A 20874-nucleotide genomic window follows, 5' to 3' on the forward strand; every position below is an offset into this window, starting at 1 on the left:
CCCGGGGTGGGTGGGCGGGAGGGTCGCCGGGTCGGCCGGCGGCGGACGCGCGCGCGACGGCCGCGACTTGCCGAACGCCCCTCGCCGCGCCAGTTTCCCGCCATGCGCGCCGCGACAGACCTGCTTGAACTTCGCCCGGAGGGGCTCTTCTGCCCTCCGGCCGGGGTCTACATCGACCCTCACCGCCCGGTCGCCCGCGCGGTCGTCACCCATGGCCATGGCGACCACTGCCGCCCCGGCTCCCGCGTCCTGCTGGCCACACCGCAGACTGTGGCCATCGCCGCCGCCCGCTACGGCCGCGACGCCTTCGCCCGCACCCAGGCCCTCGCGCCCGGCGAGACCCTGCGCCTCAACGACGCCACCATCCGCCTGGTCCCGGCCGGCCACGTCCTCGGGTCCGCCCAGGTTGTGATCGAGGCGCATGGCCGCCGGGCCGTCGTCTCGGGCGACTACAAGCGCGCGCCCGATCCCACCTGCGCCCCGTTCGAACCCGTGCCCTGCGACCTGTTCGTCACCGAGGCGACCTTCGGCCTGCCCGTCTTCCGCCACCCGCCCGTGACCGGAGAGATCGCGCGCCTGCTGGCCTCGGTCGCCGCCCATCCGCAACGCTGCCACGCCATCGGCGCCTATGCCCTTGGAAAGGCTCAGCGCCTGATCGCCGAACTGCGCGCCGCCGGCTGGGACCGACCGATCTACCTGCACGGCGCCCTCGTCGGCCTGTGCACTGTCTACGAACGCCACGGCGTCCCGCTCGGCCCGCTGGAGCAGGTCGCCTCCCAGGGCAAGGCCCTGATGGGCGAGATCGTGCTCGCTCCGCCCGGCGCCCTCAACGACCGCTGGGCGCGCCGCCTGCCAGACCCGGTGATCTGCGCGGCCTCGGGCTGGATGCGGGTCCGCCAGCGCGCCAAGCAGCGCGGCGTCGAGCTGCCGCTCGTCGTCTCGGACCACGCCGACTGGGACGAGCTGACCGCCACCCTCCTCGAGACCGGGGCCGAAACCGTCTGGGTCACCCATGGCGCCGAGGAGGCGCTGTGCCACTGGTGCGGCGAGCGGGGGATCGACGCCCGCCCCCTCGCCCTCGCCGGCCGCGGCGAGGAGGAGGCGATGTAGATGCAGCCCTTCGCCCACCTTTTGGAGGCGCTGGTCCACACCCCGCGCCGAACCGCCAAGCTTCAGCTGCTGAAGGATTATTTCCACGACACGCCGGACCCGGACCGCGGCTGGGCGCTGGCGGCGCTGGCCGGGGGGCTGGAACTTCCCAACCTCACCGCCTCGGTGATCCGGGGCGTGGCCGAGGCGCGGGTCGACCCGGTGCTGTTCCGCCTGTCCTACGATTTCGTCGGCGACCTGGCCGAGACCACAGCCCTGATCTGGCCCGAGCCCGCGACCCCGCCGGGCCCCGCCCCCGGCCTCGACGAGGTGGTCCGCACGCTCCAGTCGGCCACCCGCTCGGACCGGCCGGGCGTGCTTTCGACCCTGTTCGACCGGCTCGACGCCTCCGCCCGCTTTGCGCTGATCAAGCTCTGCACGGGGGGGATGCGCGTCGGCGTCTCCGCCCGCCTCGCGCGCACCGCGCTGGCCGAGGGCTTCGGCCGCCCGCTGGAGCGGATCGAGGAGCTGTGGTTCGTCCTCGAGGCCCCCTACGCGGACCTGTTCCGCTGGCTGGAAGGCGGGCCCGAGCCCGACGCGGACCTCTCGCTCGCCTTCCGCCCGATGATGCTGGCCAACCCGATCGAGGACGACCGTCTGGCCGCGCTGACCCCCGCGGACTACGCCGCCGAGACCAAATGGGACGGCATCCGCGTGCAGGCCGTGGCGACCGAGACCGGGCGGCGTCTGTATTCGCGCACCGGCGAGGACCTGGGCCCCGCCTTCCCCGACCTGCTGGACGCGATGACCTGGCGCGGCTGCGTGGACGGCGAGCTGCTGGTCGTCGTCGACGGCCAGGTCCGCCCCTTCGCCGACCTGCAGACCCGGCTGGGCCGCAAGAAGGTCACCGCGAAGATGCTGGCCGAGCTTCCGGCCCATATCCGCGCCTACGACCTGCTGCACGACGGGACGCGCGACCTGCGCCCGCTGCCCTACGACGCCCGCCGCGCCCGTCTGGCCGAATGGGCCGCCGCCCACGACGCCCGGCGCCTCGACCTTTCGCCCGAGATCCGCTTCTCCGACTGGCCCACTCTGGCCGCCCTTCGCGCCGCCCAGCGCGACGAGGGCGAGGAGGGGCTGATGCTCAAGCGTCGCGACGCGCCCTACACCGGCGGGCGCCCCGTCGGGCCCTGGTGGAAGTGGAAGCGCGACCCGCTGACCGCCGATTGCGTGCTGATGTATGCCCAGCGCGGGCATGGGCGGCGGTCCTCCTACTACTCCGACTACACCTTCGGCGCGTGGGAGGAGACCGAGGAGGGCCCCCGCCTCGCCCCCGTCGGCAAGGCCTATTCGGGGTTCACGGACGAGGAGCTGGTGGAGCTCGATCGCTGGGTCCGCGCCAACATGACCGAGCGCTTCGGCCCGGTTCGCGCGGTGAAGCCCGGCCTGGTGCTGGAGGTCGCCTTCGACGCGCTGCAGGCCTCGGCCCGCCACCGCTCGGGCCTGGCGATGCGCTTCCCGCGGATCAAGCGGATCCGCTGGGACAAGCCGATCGAGGAGGCCGACCGGCTGGAGACCCTGCGCGCGATGATCCCCGGATGAGCGCGGCAGGCGGGACCGACTCGACAGACCTGGTGGCGCCCGCCCGTCACGGCTTGTCGCGCCGGGCCTTATTCCGCTAGCGTTTCTCAGGTAGAATTCGAAACGACGACGGGGCCTTGCCGGGCCCCTTTCACGGAGCGGGACCAGCGTGACGCGATCCATCCTGCATCCGGGAACGGGGCGGCGAGCTCGCCCCGCGACCGGGGTCCTCAAGGTCCGCCAACGCCTGGCGCGGCGCCTGCCATGAGCGGACCCGCGGCGCTGCCGCTCTACGACTGGCCCGAGATCCGCGACGCGACCGACGGGTTGTGGGCGGCCATGTCCCAGCACCTGGCCAGGGCGGGAATCGAGCCGCCCGAGGCGCTCGATCGCGCCCGCCCCGCCGCCGAGCTGTGGTCGGATCCCTCGCTGCTGTTCGCCCAGGTCGACGCCCATGCCCACGTGGCCGGGGCCGCGGTCGCCACGCGGCTGATCTGCGCGCCGGTCTACGAGGCCGAAGGCTGCGGCGCCGGGCGCGTGGCGACGGTGTTTCTGGCGCCGCGGGACCAGGCGCGGCGGGGCGGAGCCGCCGGGCTCGCCGCGCTTTCCGGAGCGCCCTTCGCGGTCGCCGCCGACAGTCTGAGCGGGGAGCCGGCGCTGGTCGACGCGCTGGGCCGGGCGGCGGTGGGGGAGCTGGTGGTCTGTCCCGATCCGCGCGCGGCGCTGGTGGCGCTGGCCGAGGGCCGGGCGCAGGGCGCGGCCGTCGACGCGCTCAGCTGGGCGCTGGCCCGGGCGCATGAACCTGCGGCGGCCGAGCTGACCGCCATCGGCTGGTCCGATCCGGCGCCCGCGCCGCCCTTCGTGACCTCGGCCCTGACCGAGACCGGCGTCCGCGCCCGCCTGCGCGCCGCGCTGGTCGAGACGCTGGTCGACCCCGCGACCGAGGCGATGCGGCGCGAGCTGATGCTGGCCCGCATCGTGGCCTTCGGCGACCCCGACTACGACCCCGCCCGCCGCCTCGCCGCCCTGGCCCGCGCCCCGGGCTGAGGCCCCCGGCGTCGCCATCCGCGCCACGCAGCGTTTACGATATGGGGGTGGTCGCCCTCCCTCGCGCAGCCTAGCTTTGGATCAGGAAACGATCACGGGAGGCGAGGCGCATGGGACAGCTGGTCGAGGGCGAGTGGACGACGGGCAAGCTGACCGGCGACGACGGCGCCTTCAAGCGATCCGAGTCGAGCTTCCGCAACTGGGTCACCGCCGACGGCGCCCCCGGCCCCTCGGGAGAGGGCGGCTTCAAAGCCGAGAGCGGGCGCTATCACCTCTATGTCTCGCTGGCCTGCCCCTGGGCGCATCGCGCGCTGGTGGCGCGCGAGGCGAAGGGGCTGGCGGACCATATCGACGTCTCGGTGGTGCATCCCGACATGCTCGAGGATGGCTGGACCTTCGACGACAGCTTCCCCGGCGCCACCGGCGACCGGCTGATGGGCAAACGCTTCCTGCGCGAGATCTATGTGGCGGCCGAGCCGAAGGCGACCACGCGCGTCACCGTCCCGGTGCTGTGGGACAAGCAGCGTGAGACCATCGTCTCGAACGAGAGCGCCGAGATCATCCGCATGTTCGACCAGGCTTTTGACGGAGTCTCGGGCGAGGGCCCTCGCCTGTGGCCCGAGGACCTGCGCGAGGCGATCGAGCCGGTCAATGCGCGCATCTACGACACGCTGAACAACGGCGTCTACAAGTCCGGGTTCGCCACCACCCAGAAGGCCTATGAGGCGGCGGTGGTCCCCCTGTTCGAGACGCTGGACTGGCTGGAAGACCGGCTGTCGTCGTCGCGATACCTGATGGGCGAGCGGATCACCGAGGCGGACTGGCGCCTCTACACCACGCTGGCGCGCTTCGATGCGGTCTATTTCGGGCACTTCAAGTGCAACATCCGCCGGCTGTGCGACATGCCGGCGCTGTGGGGCTATGCGCGAGAGCTCTACCAGCGGCCGGAGGCGCGCTCGACCACCGATTTCGCCCATATCAAGCGCCACTACCACTACAGCCACGAGTCGATTAACCCCCACCGCATCGTGCCGCTGGGCCCCGAGCTGGACTGGGACGCCCCTCATGGGCGGGAGCGCCTGGCCGCCGCCTGAGGAAGCGCCGCGACGGGCCTGGCGCCGGCGCCGAGGGTCCGCTCGCGGCGCGTTTCGGAGGGCGCGCCGGTGGGCGCCGCCCCCTGGCGCGTCGGTCGCGCTTTTCGGGCGGGACGGGGCGCGCTATGTCCGGGCGATGTGCGGACGCTTCGCCCTGACCACGCCGCAGGACTCGGTCCTGACGACCTTCTCGGCCCAGCCCTCGCCCCGGCTGGCCGAGCGGCTTGGCAACCTCGGGCCGCGCTGGAACGTCTGCCCCACCACCGACATCCCCGTGGTGCTCAGCCACGAGGGCAAACGCCTGCTGGCGCCGCTGCGCTGGGGGTTTGTTCCGCGCTGGTACAAGAGCCCGACCGGCGGGCCGCTGCTGATCAACGCCCGCTCGGAGACGATCGCCGAGAAACCCGCCTTCCGCGAGGCCTGCCGGGAGCGGCGCTGCCTGATCCCCGCCGATGGGTTCTACGAGTGGACGAAACTTGGCGAGCGCCGTCAGCCCCACTGGATCCGCCCCGCCGCCGGCCCTCCCGAGGGTTCGCTCTTCGCCTTTGCGGGCGTCTGGCAGACCTGGAAGAACCCTGAGGACGGCCAGCGCCTCGCCGCCTGCGCCATCGTCACCGCCGGGGCGGGCCCGGACCTCGAGAGCCTCCACCACCGCGAGCCGGTGGTGATCGCCCCCGACGACGCCCCGCTGTGGCTGGGCGAGGCCGGCCGCGGCGCCGCCACCCTGATGAGGCCCGCGCCCGAGGGCTTCTGGGCCCACCACACCGTCCACCCCCGCGTGAACGGCGTGAAGGACGACGACCCCGAACTGATCGCGCCGTGGGAGCCGGAAGAGGCCTGAGACCCGCCGCGCCGCCCTTGCGCCGCGTCCCCCGCCCGGCGACAACGGATCCCGGCCGCGGGAGACGGCCTCGCCACCGGGAGGACGGGCCATGTTCGCAAAGATCCTGATCGCCAACCGCGGCGAGATCGCCGTCCGGGTGATCCGCACCGCCCGCCGCATGGGCGTTCGCACCGTGGCCGTGTTCTCGGACGCCGACGCGCAGGCGATGCACGTGGCCGAGGCGGACGAGGCCGTGCGCATCGGCCCCGCCCCCGTCGGCGAAAGCTACCTGCGCGGCGAGCGGATCCTGGCGGCCGCGAAAGCCACGGGCGCCCAGGCGATCCACCCCGGCTACGGCTTCCTGTCCGAGAACCCCGACTTCGCCGAGGCGGTGGCGGCCGCGGGGCTGGTCTTCATCGGCCCCTCGGCCGACTCGATCCGCGCCATGGGCCTGAAGGACGCCGCCAAGGCGCTGATGGAAAAGGCCGGCGTCCCGGTCGTCCCCGGCTATCACGGGGCCGAACAGGAGCCCGCCTTCCTCGCCGAGCGCGCCGCGGAGATCGGGTTTCCGGTCCTGATCAAGGCCCGCGCGGGGGGCGGCGGCAAGGGCATGCGCCGGGTCGAGCGGGCCGAGGACTTTGCCGAAGCGCTGCAGGGCGCGCAGCGCGAGGGCGCCTCGGCCTTCGGCGATGCGGCCGTGCTGATCGAGAAATACGTCACCCACCCCCGCCATATCGAGGTGCAGGTCTTCGGCGATTCCCACGGGAACGCGGTGCACCTGTTCGAGCGGGACTGCTCGCTCCAGCGCCGCCACCAGAAGGTGATCGAGGAGGCGCCCGCCCCCGGCATGACCGAGGAGACCCGGGCCGAGATCGGCGCCGCCGCGGTGCGCGCCGCCCGCGCCGTGGACTATCGCGGCGCCGGCACCGTCGAGTTCATCGCCGACGCCTCGGACGGGCTGCGCGCCGACCGGATCTGGTTCATGGAAATGAACACTCGTCTGCAGGTCGAGCACCCGGTGACCGAGGCGATCACCGGCCTCGACCTGGTGGAATGGCAGCTGCGCGTGGCCGCCGGCGACCCCCTGCCGCTTGCCCAGCAGGATCTGGCGATCCGCGGCGCGGCGATGGAGGCGCGGATCTATGCCGAGGACGCGCCCCGCGGCTTCCTCCCCCAGATCGGCCGCTTCGCCCGGCTGCGCCTGCCCGAGGCGACGGCGCGGATCGATTCCGGCGTGCGCGAGGGGGACGAGGTGACCCCCCACTACGACCCGATGATCGCCAAGGTGATCGCCCACGGCAAGGACCGGGCCGAGGCGCTGACCCGCCTGCGCACGGCGCTGGCGGCCACCGAGATCGCCGGCCTGACCACCAACGTGGCCTTCCTGCGCGCCCTGCTGGCCCACGAGGGTTTTGCCGATGGCGAGATGGACACCGGCCTGATCGACCGGGAGCTTGCCGCGCTGACCGCCCCCGCGCCCGTCGCCCCCGAGGCCGCGGCGCTGGCCGCCATCGCCTCGCTGGGCCTCGACGCGCCGGCCACGGATCCGGCCCCCTTCGCCGCCGCCGACGGCTGGCGGCTGTGGTCGCCCGAGCGCCGCGCGGTCGAGCTGACCGGGCCGGAGGGCGAGACCCGCGTCGATCTCGCCATCCTCGGCCCCGGCCGTTTCGCCTTCGCGACCGGGGCGGGCGACGTCCCCCTGCTCCTCGCCCCCGCCGGCGAGGGCCTACGCGTCCGCGTCGGCGAGGACGGGCCCGCGCGCCCCGTCTCGCTGACCCGCCACGACCGCAAGGTGACGGTGATCCTCGACGGCGAGGCCACGGCCTGGACCCCGCCCGACCCGATCGCGGCCGCGACCGAGGCGGGCGGCACGGGCGACGCGCTCGCCGCCCCGATGCCCGGGCTGGTGAAGGTCGTCTCCGCCGCGCCCGGCGACCGGGTCACCGAGGGCCAGACCCTGATCGTCATGGAAGCGATGAAGATGGAGCACCGCCTGACCGCGCCGCGCGACGGCGAGGTGGCCGAACTGCTCTGCGCCGAGGGGGCGCAGGTGGCCGAAGGCGCGATCCTGTTGCGGCTGGCGGACCCGGAGGCGGAGGCGGCCTGAGGGCGGCAGGCCGGGAACCTCGCGAGGCGGGGCTCGCTCGGCGGGCGGTGCGCCGCCGCGCCGCTTCCCAACGGCGCGCCGGGCGCGTCATGATCGGAGGCGAGCGACCTCCGGAGGACCCCGATGTACGATCCCGATTATCCCCGCGACCTGGTGGGCTATGGCGCCCGGACGCCCGATCCGCAGTGGCCGGGGGGCGCAAAGCTCGCGGTCAATTTCGTGATCAACTACGAGGAAGGCGGCGAGAACTGCCTGCTCCACGGCGACGCGCAGTCGGAGGCGTTTCTCTCGGAGGTCACCCAGGCGACCAACTGGCCCGGCCAGCGCCACTGGAACATGGAGACGATGTACGAATACGGCTCGCGCGCCGGGTTCTGGCGGCTGCATCGCCTGTTCACCGAGCGCGGGCTGCCGGTCACCGTCTACGGCGTCGCGATGGCGCTGGCGCGCAACCCCGGCGCGGTGGCGGCGATGAAGGAGGCCGGGTGGGAGATCGCCTCCCACGGGCTGCGCTGGATCGAGTACAAGGATTTCGCGCGCGCTGAGGAAAAGACCCATCTCGACGAGGCCATCCGCCTGCACACGGAGGTCACCGGAGAGCGCCCCTTCGGCTGGTATCTGGGCCGCTGCTCGATGAACACCGTCGACCTGGTGGCCGAGGAGGGGGGCTTCGCCTACTGCGCCGACACTTACGCCGATGACCTGCCCTACTGGCATCGCGCGGCCTCGGGCTGGCAGCTGATGGTTCCCTATACGCTGGACGCCAACGACGCGCGGTTCATCTCCTCGCAGGGGTGGGGCGCCCCCTCGGCCTTCCACGAGTATCTCGCGAACTCCGTCGAGATCCTGCTGGAGGAGGGCCGCGCCGGGGCGCCGAAGATGTTCACCGTCGGCATCCACTGCCGCCTGTTGGGCAAGCCGGGCCGCGCCGCGGCGTTGAAGCGGTTCCTCGACGAGGTGACCGCCAACCCCGAGATCTGGGTCGCGACCCGCCTCGACATCGCCCGCCACTGGGAGGCGCGGTTCCCGAAGCCGGAGTGAGGGGGCGGCGCGGTCAGCTCACCGCCGCCTCCGCCGCCGCGCCCAGGCGGCATAGCTCCCACTCGCCGAAGGGCTTGCCGAAGAACATCAGGCCGCAGCCCGGCTCGGGCAGCGGCACGGTCAGGGAGCTGACGCCCAGCAGGTTGCCGATGCGGGTGTTGCGCAGGGCCATCAGGTTGATCCGGCGGTAATATTCGTCGTCCGACAGCAGGCGCGAGACCGAGGGCGGCAGGATCGGCGCCGTCGGCATCGCGGCGGCGTCGAAGCCCCCCACGCGCGCCGCCCAGTCGAGGCGCACCTGCATCATCTTCGCCCGCGCCCGAAGATAGACGGCCGAAGAGACGTCGCGTCCCGGCTCGGTGCGCTGGCGGACCTGGTGGAACATGCGGTCGCCGACCGCCTCGATCCGCTCGCCCCACTCGGCCCAGGCCTCGGCGACGATCAGGGGGGCGGCGACGGTCAGGACCTCGGCGAACTCGGGCACGTCGGCCCAGGTGATCTCGGCGCCCGCGGCCTCCAGCCTGGCGATGCCGGCCTCGAAGGCGGCCACCGGCTCGGGGTCGGAGTTGTCGTACATGGTCGCGCGATCCACCAGGATCCGCCGGCCCTTCATCGAGACGCCCGAGAGGTCCGGCGCCGGCGTCCCCGCCATGATCGAGGTCAGCAGCGCCGCATCCTCGACCGAGCGGCACAGCGGCCCCACCGTATCGAACCCCGCCGCGAGCGCGCGCGAGCCCTCGACCGGGATCAGCCCCAGCGTGGTCTTCAGCCCGGTCAGGTTCTGCCAGCCCGAGGGGATGCGGACCGAACCGCCGGTGTCCGAGCCGATCCCCGCCGCCGCCAGCCCCTGCGTGACCGAGGCGGCGGCCCCGGACGAGGACCCGCCCGGCGCCCAGTCGGGATCGTGCGGGTTCGGCGAGGTCGCCGTCACCGGGTTCACGCCCAGGCCCGAGAAGGCGATCTCGGTCATGTGGGTCTTGCCCAGGCACACCAGACCGGCGGCCGTGCCGCGGGCGAGGCAGACCGCGTCGGCCGTGGCGGGCGGCTCGCCGTCCAGCATCGCGGTGCCGGCGCGGGTCGGGGCGCCGGCGAGGTCGTAGAGGTCCTTCCAGGAGATCGGCACGCCGTCCAGCAGGTGCCGCCGGGCGCCGCTGCTGGCGCGCATCGCGGCGGATTTCGCCTCGGCGCGGGCGCGGTCGGGCGTGGTCATCTGGTAGACGCGGTCGCGCATCGGATGGGCGTCGATGGCCGCGAGGAAGGTCTCGGCCAGGTCGACGGGGTCGATCTCGCCCGCGCCGATGCCGCGGCCCAGGTCCGCCGCCGTCATGCTCCGCCAGCGCTCGCTCATGCCCGATCCCTCCCGCTCGTCACGCGGGCCCCCCGCGCGTTCCGGCCGCACGGTAGCGGCCGCCCCGCGACGCGGCAATGCATGGACATCGCCTGCCCGGGGCGCAAATACAGAGGTCATGACCAAGGATGCCGACGCGCTGATCGTAGGCGGCGGGCTGAACGGGCCCGCCACGGCCCTGGCGCTCGCCCGCGCCGGGCTGCGCGTGGCGCTGATCGACGCGGCCGAGCCGGATGTCCGCATGGACCCCGGGTTCGACGGGCGCGCCTACAACCTCGGGCTCGCCTCGCGCCGCTTTCTGCAGGTGGCCGGCGTGTGGGACGAGATCGCCCCCCACGCCCAGCCGGTGCGCGAGGTGAAACTCGAGGACGCCCGCCCCGGGGAGCGCGCCGCCGCCGCGCTGGCCCATTTCGACCACGACGAGATCGACGAGGGCCCCGCCGCCCAGATCGTCGAGGATCGCATCCTGCGCCCCGCCCTGTTGCGCGCCTGCCAGGCCGAGCCGCTGATCGACCTGCACGCCCCCGCCACGGTCACCGCCGTCCGGCGCGAGGAGGCCGGCGCGCAGGCGGACCTCTCCACCGGGCAGACCCTTCGCGCGCCTGTGCTGATCGCCTGCGACGGACGCGAGAGCGCGCTCGCCCGCGCCGCGGGGATCCGGCGCACGGGCTGGGGCTACGACCAGACCGGCCTGGTGTGCGCGGTAGAGCATGAGCTTGACCACCAGGGCGTCGCCCGCCAGCGGTTCCTGCCCGGCGGGCCGTTCGCGGTGCTGCCGCTGCCGGGCGGGCGCCGGTCCTCCCTGGTGTGGACCGAACGCACGGCCGTGGCGCATCGCATCCACGCGCTGCCCGACGCCGACTACCGCGCCGAGGTCGAGACGCGCATGGGCGGCGCGCTGGGCGCGGTGACGCTGACCGGCAAGCGCTGGATGTATCCGCTGAAACTGTCGGTGGCGCAGAGCTGGATCGCGCCGCGCCTGGCCCTGGTCGGGGATGCGGCGCATGCCGTGCATCCGATCGCGGGGCAGGGTCTGAATCTCGGGCTTCGCGACGCCGCAGCGCTGGCCGAAGTGCTGGCCGAGGCGAAGCGGCGGGGCGAGGATATCGGTGTGACCACCGTGCTCGAGCGCTACCAGCGCTGGCGGCGCTTTGACGGGGTCTCGTTGGCGCTGGGCATGGATGCGGTCAACCGCCTGTTCTCAAACGACGATCCGGGACTTCGGCTGATCCGCGACGCCGGAGTTCGGCTGGCGACCGCCCTGCGTCCCGCGCGGCGCGCGTTCATGCGCGAAGCCGCGGGGGTCTCGGGCGATCTTCCGAAGATGCTCCGGGGCGAGGCGATCTGAACGGCTCGACCGTGCCGCGGGTCGGCGCCGCCTTGCGCAGGGCCGCGATCATCGCAGCGCGGGCTGCCCGACGCCCGCCGGCGAAGCCGACGCCGCCTATGGTCAGTCCCTGTGGACCTGGGCCCGCCACTTCCCTGGCGCGGATCATGCTGACCACGCTGCGAACCATGGCGCCGACCTCGTCGCCGTCCTCGATCCGCTTGGCCACCACCGCCCGGACGTTGGCATGGCCGCGGAAGATCTCCAGCGCGTCGGTGGTCTCGGAGCCGGTGAACACCAGCACCGGCGCCCGCGGACACAGGCGCAGCGCCTCGGCCGCCACTTCAAGTCCGCTGCCGTCCGGCAGCGCAAGGTCGATGACTAGCGCATCAGGAGTCGCCGCCTGCAAGGAGGCGATCGCGGCGGCGATCGAGGGCAGACAGATCCCCTCGACGTCGTGATCCTCGATCTCCAGGCGAACCAGTTCCGCGAGGGACGTGTCGTCCTCAACGATCAGACAACGCATGCAATGCTCCTGCGTCTCTATTCCCGTCCCCGAGGCCCCCCGCGGCAACGTTTCGTGCAGGGACTCTTTACCGCAGATGAACCGTCCGGTTGAAGATTCGTAAAGTTAAAATTCTCTGGGTTGAGCGCGCCGTCGGGCCCTCGGGCGGCGCCGGGACCCGCGGGTCCCGGCGCCTGTGCAAATCTCTGTTCGCGCAGGCAAACCGTCCCGGAAGGCGCGCCGTCACATCACCTCGAGGTAGCGCGCCAGCTCCATCGGGGTGACCTCGCTTTCGACGATCTCCAGCTCCCGCTCGGCATTGCGGATCAGCAGGTCGACCATCATCGGCCCCAGCGCCTCCTCGAGGAAGGCCGAGGAGCGGGCGGCCTCCATCGCCTCGTGCAGGTCGGTGGGCAGGCGGCGGCGGTTGTCGGCGGCGTAGGCGTCGCCCTCGGTGGGGCGGGTCGGCTCGATCTGCTGCTCGATCCCCTTCAGCCCGGCGGCGAGCTGCACCGCCATCAGCAGGTAGGGGTTGCAGTCGGCCGCGGCCTCCCGGCTCTCGATGCGCACCACGGGGTCGTCCGAGGCGTCGGCCCCGTCGATGACCCGCAGCGCCACGGTGCGGTTGTCCACCCCCCAGGAGGCCGAGGTCGGCGCGTAGGAATACAGCTTCCGCCGCCGGTAGGCGTTGGGATGGGTCGAGCCCACCAGGCTCGATTCCCGCATCGCCGCCTGCAGCCCGCCGAGGAACCAGCGCCCCTCGTCCGACAGCCCGCCGTCCAGCGCAAAGGCGTTGCGCCCGTCGCGCCACAGCGAGTGGTGCACGTGAAAACCGTTGCCGGAGCGGTCGTGGAAGGGCTTGGCCATGAAGCTCGCCACCAGGCCCATCGGGCGGACCATCTGCTTGATCATGCCGCGCAGCAGGAGGGTGTGGTCGGCGGCCTCGAGCGTGGGGGCGTGGCGCAGGTTCACCTCGACCTGGCCGGCCGAGAACTCCGGGTTCGACTGCTCCACCGGCACGCCCATGGCCGCGAGATTGCGGCGCACCGGGCCCAGCACCGGCTCGAGCTCGGCGGCGCGGGCGAGGCCGTAGCACTCGGGCCGCTGCTCGCGCGGGCGGCCGGTGGCGGGGTCGAGGAGGTAGAACTCCAGCTCGCCCGCGGCGCGGGGCTCGAGGCCCATCGCGCGCGCCTTCTCCACCGCCTGCAGCAGCGGCTGGCGGGGGTCGAGGGGGATCGGCGCGCCGTCCTTCTCCTGCGCGCGGCCGAGGCACATCCACACGCCCTCTTCCCAGGGGATCGGGCGCAGCGGGCCGCGGGGCAGGATGTTGAGGTCGGGATAGCCGCTGTCGGCGGCGGAATACTCGTTGGGCACCAGCAGGCTGCCCACGTCCATGGCGAAGAAGGTGTTGTCGAGGCTGATGCCCCGCCGGCGGACCGAGCGCCAGTGCTCGGCCGTCACCCGCTTGCCGCGCAGGATGCCGTTCAGGTCGCCCACGCCCAGCACGACGGTGTGGCAGCCCTCGGGCAGCGCCTCGGCCGGCATTTCGTCGCTGGGATCGGGCTCGCCGATCACGCCATAGCCCGCGCGCACCCCGCCCGCCTCGCTCATGCTGCCCCCTGCGGAATTGTTGTCATTGCACTGGAATAGCCCGGCGATGTCTGGGGGGGCAAGCGCAGGGGGCGCGGGGGCGCCGCGTTACAGCACGCGGATGGGGGGGCGCTCAGCTCTCGTCCTTCAGGATCGCGACCTCCTCGCGCAGGGCGCCGAGGGTCTCCATCGCCGCGGCCAGCTCCGCCTCGCGTTCGTGGAGGGCGCGGCTCAGCTCGGTCTTGACCTCCTCCAGGCGGTCGGAAAGCTCGGCCTGGCGGGCCTGCGCCTCGGCGGCCAGGGCGTCGCGGCGCTCCTCGGCGTCGGCGAGGCGGCGCGCGAGGTCCTGCAGGCGGACGTCCTCGGCGCCCGAGCGGCGCACCAGCCGCGCCCAGAGGGCGTGGAGCGCCCAGCCCAGCGCCGCCGACAGCGCCATCGCGCCGCCCAGCGCCAGGGCCAGCTCCAGCCGGGTCATTCCTCGAAATCCTCCGGCGGGTCGGCCAGCGCGGCGTCCTGGAAGGCGATGCGCCGGTTCAGGGCGCGGCCCGCCTCCGTGCCGTTGTCGGCGACGGGGCGGCTTTCGCCGTAGCCGCGCGCCAGCATCCGGCCCGAGGGCACGCCGCGGGCGAACAGCCCCTCCAGCACCGCCTCGGCCCGGGCGCGGGAGAGGGCGGCGTTGGTCGACTCGCGTCCCTGGCTGTCGGTGTGGCCGCCGATCTCGACCGCGATCCCCTCGCAGCGGGTGAGGATCGCCGCCAGACGGTCCAGCGTCGGCAGGCTTTCCCGCGCCACCCGCGCGGCGCCGGGATCGAACAGGATCGGCGCGGCCTCGACTTCGGACTGAAGCGCCTCGAGGCAGGCCGAGGGGGGCAGCGGCAGGCGCGCGGCCACGGCCGGCAGGTCCACCGTCACCTCGACGCTGGCGGGCACCCCGATCTCGGCGAAGCGGGCGGCGACGCGCGCGGCCTCCCGCGCCGCCATCGGCCGCTGCGAGGCGCCGCGGATCCGGGCGCTTTCGCCGTCGAAGGCGAGCGTGCCGCTGTCGAGCGTGCGCATCACGTCGATCCCGGCCAGCGCCACGCGCCGCCAGGCGGGCGGCGGCGCGGCCTCGGTCAGATCCATCGCGTCCTGCACCCCCATCACCCCGAACCGCGCCCGGGCGAAAGCGGCCACCGCATCGCGCGAGGCGGCGTCGGGCGCCGCCCCCATCAGCGAGACCGACTCCGGCCCCAACCGCATGGCGAACCAGCGCGGGGGCGCGGGCTCGCCCTGCTCGGTCTGTTCGGGACCGGGACGCCAGGCGGCGGGAGGCGGCGGCGCGAGGCGCAGCACGAAATCCTCGGGCATCCGCTCGGCGAGCGCCCGGGCGGTCCTGCCGAACTGGTAGGACAGGGTCTGCGGAGCGGCCACCAGCCGGGCCTCGCCGTCGATCATCTCGAAGCGGCCCGAGCCGAGCTCGCCCAGCGCCTCGATCCCGGCCACCGCCGCGGCGCCCCAGCGATCCGAGGGCGCGCCGACGCCGATCCGGCAGACCGCATCCTCGCGCGGGGCTTCGCCGGGCAGGGAGTCGACCGCGGCCAGCACCGCCGTCCGCTCGGCCGCGTCGCGCAGGTCGCAGCCCAGCAGGGTCGGCCCGTCGGGCCCCAGCGCGATCACGAACCGGAACGGGCTGAAGGCCGGCGGCGGGCGCGAAATGTCGATCAGCAGCGTGGCGCCGGGAGGCGCGGCGTCGCGCAGCGCCTGCTCGACGGCGGCGGCGCTCTCGCTCTCGACCGCGCCGCCGGCGGCGGTCCGCGGGGCGCCGCTCAGCGACAGCACGCCCGGCGCGATCTCGGCGCGGGCCGAGGCGAGCCGGGCCAGCGCCTGCGTCGCCGCGCGGGCCAGCGCCAGGTCCTCGGGCGCGGGGGGGCGCGTGTCGGGCATCGACACGTCCTGCAGCTCGGGCGCCTCGGGGAGGGCCGCCAGCGCCTCGCGGATCGCGTCGAGCAGGTCGGGATGCACGGCGCCGGCGAGGGTGATCGTCTGCCCGTCGCGGGCCAGCGTCAGCGGCACGGCGGGATCGGGCGGGGGCGAGATCGCGGGCCGGGGGGGCGAGGGCTCCCCGCTCGCCGCCAGCAGCACGGGGGCGGGGGCGGCCGCGTGATCCGCGCCGGGGGAGCGCTCGGCCGGGGCGGCATGATCCTCGATCCGGGCGGTGGGCGCGGCCTGCGCCACGGCGGCGAGCGCCAGCTGGCGCGCGGCCTCCTGGGGGAACCGCCCCTCCAGCCGCAGCACCAGACCGTCGGCCGCGGCCCAGGCCCAGTCGGCCCCCGCGGCCTCGAGCGCGGCGTTCGCCCGCGCCCCGGCCAGCGCCTGCGCCTGGCCCGCCGCCACCCAGGCGCCGGGCCCCAGCAACGCCGCCAGCCCCGCGAGCCCCAGCGCGAACACGGCCCAGCCGGACCGCGCCTCGGCGGTCGCGGCCGCATCGCGCTCAGCGATCGCGGCCTGCGCTCGATCCTGCCCGACAGCCAGGCCGGAGTCCGGCCCCTGCGCCTGCGGGTTCGCGTCGTCCTGCTCTTGCTGGCGGTCGGCCATCAGCTTCGCCGTCTCCGTTCGCCCCCCCGGGTGTCGCGCCGTGCGTCTTTCCTAGGACCGTGGGCGCGCGCGGGGCAAGGGCGACGCTGCGCCCGCGCCCCTGCCCCCCGCGCGCGACAGGCGGTTTCGCGCCCGGTCCCCCCGCGGTTTCCCTTCGCCACGTTGTTTCCCGGCCCTCCATGCGCTAGGGCGGTGCGCCGATTCCGGCAGGGCGCGCAACGAGGGACCCCACCCGTGAGATACGTCAGCACCCGCGGCCAGGCCCCGATCCTGGGCTTCGACGACGCCATGCTGGCGGGCCTCGCCCGCGACGGCGGCCTCTACGTGCCCGAGACCGTGCCGCAGATCCCCGCCCACGAGATCGCGGGCCTCGCCGGCATCGGCTACGAGCGCACGGCCTTCGCGGTGATGCAGCCCTTCGTCGGCGACACGATCTCCGACGCCGAGCTCTACGGCGCCATCGAGCGCGCCTACGCCTGCTTCGCCCACGCCGCCCGCGCGCCGCTGGTGCAGATCGGCGAGAACGACTGGATCCTGGAACTCCACCACGGCCCGACGCTGGCGTTCAAGGACTTCGCCATGCAGCTCATCGGCCAGCTGTTCGAGCTGGTGCTGGGCAAGCGCGGCCGGCGGGTGACCATCGTGGGCGCGACCTCCGGCGACACCGGCTCGGCCGCCATCGAGGCGTTCCGGGGGCTGGACGCGGTCGACGTCTTCATCCTCTACCCCCACGGCCGGGTCTCCGAGATCCAGCGCCGGCAGATGACCACGCCGACCGAGGCCAACGTCCACGCCATCGCGGTCGAGGGCGACTTCGACGACTGCCAGGCGCTGGTCAAGGCGATGTTCAACGACCACGCTTTCCGCGACGAGATGAGCCTCGCGGCCGTCAACTCGATCAACTGGGCGCGCGTGCTGGCGCAGGTGGTCTACTACTTCACCGCCGCCGTCTCGCTGGGCGCGCCGCATCGGCCGGTCAGCTTCTCGGTCCCCACCGGCAACTTCGGCGACATCTTCGCGGGCCATATCGCCAAGCGCATGGGCCTGCCGATCGACCGGCTGGTGATCGCCACCAACCGCAACGACATCCTGCACCGCACGGTGACGACGGGGATGCACGTCAAGGAAGGCGTGGCGCCCACGATCTCACCCAGCATGGACATCCAGATCTCTTCGAATTTCGAGAGATTGCTGTTCGAACTGCTGGACCGGGACGGGCAGGCCGTGATCAACCTCATGGAATCGCTGCGCCAGCAGGGCGGCTTCACGCTGCCCGACCAGGCTCTGGCGCGGCTCCGCGAGGAGTTCGACAGCGGCATGGCGACCGAAGACGAGACCCGCGCCACCATCGCCGCGATCCGCGAGGTGACCGGCCAGGTGATCGACCCGCACACCGCCGTGGGCGTGAAGGCCGCCGCCGACGTGCGCGGCGCCGCCGCCACGCCGATGGTGGTGCTGGGCACCGCCCACGCGGCCAAGTTCCCCGACGCCGTCAGCCAGGCCTGCGGCGTCCGCCCGGTTCTGCCCGCGCGGCTCGCCCATATCGAACTCGCGCGCGAGCGCACCACCGTCGTTCCCAACGACCTTGCCGCACTGCAGGCGCTGTTGCGCCGGGAGGCCCGCCGATGAGCCGAGACGGCTCGACCCTTCGCATCGACACGCTGCCCAACGGCCTGCGCATCGCCACCGAGCGGATGGAGGGCCTCGCCTCCGCCGCGCTGGGCGTCTGGATCGGGGTCGGCGGGCGCCATGAATCCCCGCAGGAAACCGGCGTCGCCCATTTCCTCGAGCACATGGCCTTCAAGGGCACCGCCACCCGCTCGGCGCTCGACATCGCCATCGCCATCGAGGACGTGGGCGGCTACCTCAACGCCTACACCTCGCGCGAGGCGACCGCCTATTACGCCCGCGTGCTGGGCGAGGACGTGCCGCTGGCCATGGACCTGCTGGCCGATATCCTCACGAAACCCCGCTTCTCGGCCGAGGACATCGAGCTGGAGCGCGGCGTGATCCTGCAGGAGATCGGCCAGGCGCTGGACACGCCCGACGACATCATCTTCGACTGGCTGCAGGAAACCGCCTACCCCAGCCAGGCCTTCGGCCGCCCGATCCTCGGCGAGACCCACCACGTCAAGGGCATCGGCGAGGCCGAGCTGCGCAGCTTCGTCGAACGCTGCTATGCGCCCGAGCGCATGGTCATCGCCGCCGCCGGCGACATCGACCATGACGCGCTGGTCAAGCAGGTGGAGGGCCTCTTCGGCCACCTCAAACGCCGCGACCTTGCGCCGGCAGAGCCCGCGAAGTTCATCGGCGGCGAGAAGCGCTTCGTGAAGGACCTCGAGCAGGCGCATTTCACCCTGGGGCTGGAGGCGCCGGGCTGGAACGCCGACGACCTCTACTCCGGCCAAGTGCTGTCGGTGCTGCTCGGCGGCGGCATGTCCTCGCGCCTGTTCCAGGAGGCGCGGGAAAAGCGGGGCCTCTGCTACACGATCTTCGCCCAGGCCTCGGCCCATGAGGACACCGGGTTGATGACCATCTACGCCGGCACCGGCGCCGGCGAGATCAAGGGCCTGGCCGAGCTTGTCGCCGACGAGATGCACCGCGCCGCCTCCGAGACCACCGAGGAAGAGACCGCCCGCGCCCGCGCCCAGCTCAAGGCCGGGCTGCTGATGGGTCTCGAAAGCCCGTTCGGGCGGTGCGAGCGGCTTGCCCGCTCCCTGCTGATCTGGGACCGGGTCTGGCCGCAGGAGGAGACGGTCGCGCGCATCGAATCCGTCGACGCCGCCGCCGCGCGCGATGCGGCGGCGCGGATGGCGGGCTCGGGCAAGCTGGCGCTGGCGCTCTACGGTCCGGTCGAGACGACCCCGGACCCCGATGCGCTGCTCGCGCGTCTCACGGGGTGACGGGGCGGTGCTTCTGCGGCGGCGACCGGCGCTTCGGCTGATCACGCCGCGCCTTGTGCTGCGGCCGCCGGAGATGTCCGACCAGGTCCCCTGGGCGCGCCTGCGCCGCGAGAGCGCGCCCTTCCTGAAGGAATGGGAGCCGATCTGGGCGCGCGATCACCTGACCCGCAGCGCCTTCCGCAACCGCGTGGTCTGGGCCCGCCGGATGATCGAGGACGGCCGCGGCGCGCCGCTGTTCATCTTCGCCGGCGGCGCCGACGACCTCCCTGGCGGCACGCTGGTGGGGGCCATCACCCTCGACAACATCCGCCGAGGCCCGGCCCAGGCCGGCACCGTCGGCTACTGGATCGGCGCCCCCTTCGCCCAGCGCGGCTACATGACCGAGGCGCTGGCCGCGACTCGTGACCACGCGTTCTCGAGTCTCGACCTCAGCCGGATCGAGGCGGCCTGCCTGCCCGAGAACGCCCCCTCCCGCTCGCTGCTCGAGCGCTGCGGCTTCAAGTATGAGGGGGTGGCGCAGAGCTACCTTCAGATCAACGGCCGCTGGCGCAGCCATGTCCTCTACGCCGCCCTGCGCTCGGACCGCCGCGGCCGCGCGGAACCGGCCCGCGGCTGACCCACGCCCGCATCAAGCCTTTGATATGGTGTTATCATCCACCCCCGCCGCGAGGGCGCCCCGGGCTTGACCCGGGGCCTCCAGCGCTCCGCCCGCCCCATGTGATCACAGCCATCAAAGAGGCTGAGCTCCGTGTCGGTCGCGGCCCGAAGTTCGTGTGATCACAAACTGGGGATCGCCCCTGACGCAACGCCTCGGCGCGCTGGCGCTGTCTGTGATCACACCCTCGCCGAGGGCGCGCCGCCTTCGCGCGCCTCGCAGGCGTCGTCGACATGCTCGATCTCCAGCGTCGCATGGGCGATCCCGTGCCGTTCGCTCAGCGCCGCGCGCGCGGCCTGGCGCAGGGCCGCAAGCTCGCCCGGCGTCGTCGCGGCGCTGACCAGGTGCGCCTCCAGCGACAGACGCCGCTCGTCCAGCCGCCACAGGTGCAGGTGATGCACCTCGGCCACCGCCTCCAGCCCGGCCAGCGTGTCCCGCGCCTCCTCGGACGAGGGGCTGTCGGGGGCCGCGTTCATCAGGATTCGCACCGTCTCGCCCATCTCGAGCAGCGCATGCCGGATCACCCAGACCGAGATCAGCAGGGTCAGCAGCGGATCCACCAGCCGCCAGTCCCAGACGATCAGCACGATCCCGCCCACGATCACCGCCACCGAGGCGCCGGCGTCGGCGAGGTTGTGCAGGAATGCCGCCCGCATGTTCAGGCTGTCCTTCGACTGCGCATAGACCAGCGCGGCCGTCGCCACGTCGATCACCAGCGCCACGCCCGCCACGATCACCACCGTCCAGCCCTCGACCGGCTGGGGATCGAACAGACGGGCGATCGCCTCCCAGCCAAGATAGAGGCCCACGACGATCAGCGTGGTGAAGTTGATCAGGGCGGCCACCACCTCGGCCCGCGCGTATCCGAAGGTCATCGTGTCGTCGGCCGGGCGCCGCGCGATCCGGCGGGCCGCCCAGGCGATGATCAGCGACATCGCGTCCGAGAGGTTGTGCAGCGCGTCCGCGATCAGCATCAGGCTGCCCGAGAGCATCCCGGCGATGATCTGCACAACCGTCAGGCCGATGTTGACCGCCGCCGCCCAGCCGATGCGGCCGTCGCCGGCGTGGAGATGAGCATGGCCGTGGGAATGGCCCGGACCGTGCGCGTGACGGGTGTGATCGTGAGGCATGGCGCAGCCTGCCACGACTCGTTGGCCCGCGTCCCGGCGGCAGGTGGTCCCGCCCGCCGC

At 73.4% G+C, this 20874-nt stretch carries 16 protein-coding genes and 1 pseudogene; 11 read left to right on the forward strand and 6 right to left on the reverse strand.

The genetic code is table 11. The annotated features are described in order from the left end of the window. The first annotated feature begins 102 nt into the window (after nt 1–102). The 7 genes and pseudogenes from AAC134_RS00265 to puuE all read left to right on the forward strand — a co-directional run. Nucleotides 103–1110, forward strand: a complete 1008-nt coding sequence (locus AAC134_RS00265; protein ID WP_339947031.1) for a ligase-associated DNA damage response exonuclease — start codon at nt 103–105, stop codon at nt 1108–1110. Next, nucleotides 1111–2691, forward strand: a complete 1581-nt coding sequence (locus AAC134_RS00270) for a cisplatin damage response ATP-dependent DNA ligase (protein ID WP_339947032.1) — start codon at nt 1111–1113, stop codon at nt 2689–2691. Nucleotides 2692–2934: 243 nt separating this feature from the next. After that, a complete protein-coding gene (locus tag AAC134_RS00275; RefSeq protein ID WP_339947033.1) occupies nt 2935–3717 on the forward strand; it encodes a PhnD/SsuA/transferrin family substrate-binding protein in 783 nt (260 codons plus the stop codon). Nucleotides 3718–3827: 110 nt separating this feature from the next. Continuing rightward, nucleotides 3828–4811 carry a glutathione S-transferase family protein gene (locus AAC134_RS00280; RefSeq protein ID WP_339947034.1) on the forward strand — a complete coding sequence of 328 codons (984 nt, stop codon included), beginning with the start codon at nt 3828–3830 and terminating at the stop codon, nt 4809–4811. Between the two features lie 136 nt (nt 4812–4947). Further along, entirely contained in the window at nt 4948–5652 is a 705-nt protein-coding gene (locus tag AAC134_RS00285; protein WP_339947035.1) for an SOS response-associated peptidase, read from the forward strand. A gap of 91 nt (nt 5653–5743) precedes the next feature. Further along, the gene (locus AAC134_RS00290) at nt 5744–7741 is read left to right on the forward strand and encodes an acetyl/propionyl/methylcrotonyl-CoA carboxylase subunit alpha (protein WP_339947036.1); all 1998 of its coding nucleotides are present in this window, start codon (nt 5744–5746) and stop codon (nt 7739–7741) included. Nucleotides 7742–7864: 123 nt separating this feature from the next. Then, nucleotides 7865–8761 (forward strand): annotated as a pseudogene (gene puuE / locus AAC134_RS00295) (allantoinase PuuE); the annotation flags it as partial. 34 nt (nt 8762–8795) lie between these two features. Here the strand turns inward: puuE and AAC134_RS00300 are convergent. Beyond that, nucleotides 8796–10130: an amidase family protein gene (locus AAC134_RS00300; protein ID WP_339947037.1), complete on the reverse strand. Its 1335-nt coding sequence runs from the start codon at nt 10128–10130 to the stop codon at nt 8796–8798. 118 nt (nt 10131–10248) lie between these two features. Here AAC134_RS00300 and AAC134_RS00305 point away from each other — a divergent pair, with 118 nt between their 5' ends. After that, on the forward strand, nt 10249–11478 hold the full coding sequence (locus tag AAC134_RS00305; protein WP_339947038.1) for a UbiH/UbiF/VisC/COQ6 family ubiquinone biosynthesis hydroxylase: 1230 nt from the start codon (nt 10249–10251) through the stop codon (nt 11476–11478). On the opposite strand, the gene AAC134_RS00310 is transcribed toward AAC134_RS00305, so the two are convergent. From AAC134_RS00310 to AAC134_RS00325, 4 genes are all read right to left on the reverse strand, one after another. Continuing rightward, nucleotides 11414–11983, reverse strand: coding sequence for a response regulator (locus tag AAC134_RS00310; RefSeq protein ID WP_339947039.1), 570 nt, complete (start codon nt 11981–11983; stop codon nt 11414–11416). The genes AAC134_RS00305 and AAC134_RS00310 overlap by 65 nt on opposite strands. A gap of 222 nt (nt 11984–12205) precedes the next feature. After that, nucleotides 12206–13573 carry a glutamine synthetase family protein gene (locus tag AAC134_RS00315; protein ID WP_339947040.1) on the reverse strand — a complete coding sequence of 456 codons (1368 nt, stop codon included), beginning with the start codon at nt 13571–13573 and terminating at the stop codon, nt 12206–12208. A gap of 112 nt (nt 13574–13685) precedes the next feature. Further along, nucleotides 13686–14027 carry a hypothetical protein gene (locus tag AAC134_RS00320; protein WP_339947041.1) on the reverse strand — a complete coding sequence of 114 codons (342 nt, stop codon included), beginning with the start codon at nt 14025–14027 and terminating at the stop codon, nt 13686–13688. Continuing rightward, the gene (locus tag AAC134_RS00325) at nt 14024–16126 is read right to left on the reverse strand and encodes an OmpA family protein (RefSeq protein WP_339947042.1); all 2103 of its coding nucleotides are present in this window, start codon (nt 16124–16126) and stop codon (nt 14024–14026) included. The genes AAC134_RS00320 and AAC134_RS00325 overlap by 4 nt, the downstream gene beginning before the upstream one ends. A 234-nt stretch (nt 16127–16360) precedes the next feature. On the opposite strand from AAC134_RS00325, the gene thrC reads away from it, so the two are divergent. Genes thrC through AAC134_RS00340 form a run of 3 tightly spaced genes read left to right on the forward strand, consistent with a single transcriptional unit; the run spans nt 16361 to nt 19645 of the window. Next, nucleotides 16361–17755 (forward strand): threonine synthase, encoded by a 1395-nt coding sequence (gene thrC / locus AAC134_RS00330; RefSeq protein WP_339947043.1) that lies wholly within the window; start codon nt 16361–16363, stop codon nt 17753–17755. Then, on the forward strand, nt 17752–19029 hold the full coding sequence (locus tag AAC134_RS00335; protein WP_339947044.1) for a pitrilysin family protein: 1278 nt from the start codon (nt 17752–17754) through the stop codon (nt 19027–19029). The genes thrC and AAC134_RS00335 overlap by 4 nt, the downstream gene beginning before the upstream one ends. Beyond that, a complete protein-coding gene (locus AAC134_RS00340; protein ID WP_339947045.1) occupies nt 19001–19645 on the forward strand; it encodes a GNAT family protein in 645 nt (214 codons plus the stop codon). Before AAC134_RS00335 ends, AAC134_RS00340 begins: the two co-directional genes overlap by 29 nt. A gap of 218 nt (nt 19646–19863) precedes the next feature. Here AAC134_RS00340 and AAC134_RS00345 read toward each other — a convergent pair whose 3' ends face one another. Beyond that, nucleotides 19864–20814 carry a cation diffusion facilitator family transporter gene (locus AAC134_RS00345; protein ID WP_339947046.1) on the reverse strand — a complete coding sequence of 317 codons (951 nt, stop codon included), beginning with the start codon at nt 20812–20814 and terminating at the stop codon, nt 19864–19866. Nucleotides 20815–20874: the final 60 nt, after the last annotated feature.

The sequence above is a fragment of the uncultured Albimonas sp. genome, from assembly GCF_963977235.1.
Taxonomy (GTDB): domain Bacteria; phylum Pseudomonadota; class Alphaproteobacteria; order Rhodobacterales; family Rhodobacteraceae; genus Albimonas.

Excerpts from the sequence above, each read along its gene's own strand:
- AAC134_RS00315 (WP_339947040.1), bottom strand. The coding sequence starts at position 13,573 with ATGAGCGAGGCGGGCGGGGTGCGCGCGGGCTATGGCGTGATCGGCGAG.
- AAC134_RS00345 (WP_339947046.1), bottom strand. The coding sequence starts at position 20,814 with ATGCCTCACGATCACACCCGTCACGCGCACGGTCCGGGCCATTCCCAC.
- AAC134_RS00265 (WP_339947031.1), top strand. The coding sequence starts at position 103 with ATGCGCGCCGCGACAGACCTGCTTGAACTTCGCCCGGAGGGGCTCTTC.
- AAC134_RS00285 (WP_339947035.1), top strand. The coding sequence starts at position 4,948 with ATGTGCGGACGCTTCGCCCTGACCACGCCGCAGGACTCGGTCCTGACG.
- AAC134_RS00290 (WP_339947036.1), top strand. The coding sequence starts at position 5,744 with ATGTTCGCAAAGATCCTGATCGCCAACCGCGGCGAGATCGCCGTCCGG.
- AAC134_RS00335 (WP_339947044.1), top strand. The coding sequence starts at position 17,752 with ATGAGCCGAGACGGCTCGACCCTTCGCATCGACACGCTGCCCAACGGC.
- AAC134_RS00280 (WP_339947034.1), top strand. The coding sequence starts at position 3,828 with ATGGGACAGCTGGTCGAGGGCGAGTGGACGACGGGCAAGCTGACCGGC.
- AAC134_RS00320 (WP_339947041.1), bottom strand. The coding sequence starts at position 14,027 with ATGACCCGGCTGGAGCTGGCCCTGGCGCTGGGCGGCGCGATGGCGCTG.
- AAC134_RS00340 (WP_339947045.1), top strand. The coding sequence starts at position 19,001 with ATGCGCTGCTCGCGCGTCTCACGGGGTGACGGGGCGGTGCTTCTGCGG.
- AAC134_RS00310 (WP_339947039.1), bottom strand. The coding sequence starts at position 11,983 with ATGCGTTGTCTGATCGTTGAGGACGACACGTCCCTCGCGGAACTGGTT.
- AAC134_RS00300 (WP_339947037.1), bottom strand. The coding sequence starts at position 10,130 with ATGAGCGAGCGCTGGCGGAGCATGACGGCGGCGGACCTGGGCCGCGGC.
- AAC134_RS00325 (WP_339947042.1), bottom strand. The coding sequence starts at position 16,126 with ATGGCCGACCGCCAGCAAGAGCAGGACGACGCGAACCCGCAGGCGCAG.
- AAC134_RS00305 (WP_339947038.1), top strand. The coding sequence starts at position 10,249 with ATGACCAAGGATGCCGACGCGCTGATCGTAGGCGGCGGGCTGAACGGG.
- AAC134_RS00275 (WP_339947033.1), top strand. The coding sequence starts at position 2,935 with ATGAGCGGACCCGCGGCGCTGCCGCTCTACGACTGGCCCGAGATCCGC.
- AAC134_RS00270 (WP_339947032.1), top strand. The coding sequence starts at position 1,111 with ATGCAGCCCTTCGCCCACCTTTTGGAGGCGCTGGTCCACACCCCGCGC.